Raw genomic sequence first — 351 nt, 5'->3', positions numbered from 1 at the left:
GTCGAGCATGAACGAGTGCCATGCCTCGTCCACCTGCTTGGACGGGCCCATGAGAAGGTCCGGGTTCTCGCCACACGTGACCAGGTAGGCGATGGCTTGTCCGAACGTGGCCTCTGCCAGTTCGCGCGTGTTCTCCGGGTTGCGGAGGAGGAGGGCCACCTCCCGCTCCCACACGTCCGGGGTGACGTACGCCTTCGGGTCGCGGATCACTACTGCCGTGCTCATGCTGGCTTGCCTCCACGCAATTGGGGGTCCGTGGTGCTGCGGTCATTTCGCCCACCCCTGCACTTGGGGCACAGGCACGGCGGCATCAGGCCGGTAGCGAGGGGTTCCCCGCCCTCACCCTCGTAC

Annotated in this window: 1 pseudogene; it reads right to left on the bottom strand. The window is 66.7% G+C overall.

From position 1 onward, the window contains the following. Positions 1 to 225: pseudogene (locus IH48_RS0132565) on the bottom strand (hypothetical protein); the annotation flags it as partial. Positions 226 to 351: the final 126 nt, after the last annotated feature.

This window comes from Streptomyces sp. NRRL F-5126 (genome assembly GCF_000721265.1).
Lineage (GTDB): Bacteria > Actinomycetota > Actinomycetes > Streptomycetales > Streptomycetaceae > Streptomyces.
The sequence above is the reverse complement of the archived record's forward strand: the minus strand, read 5'-3'. Positions and strand labels throughout refer to the sequence as shown.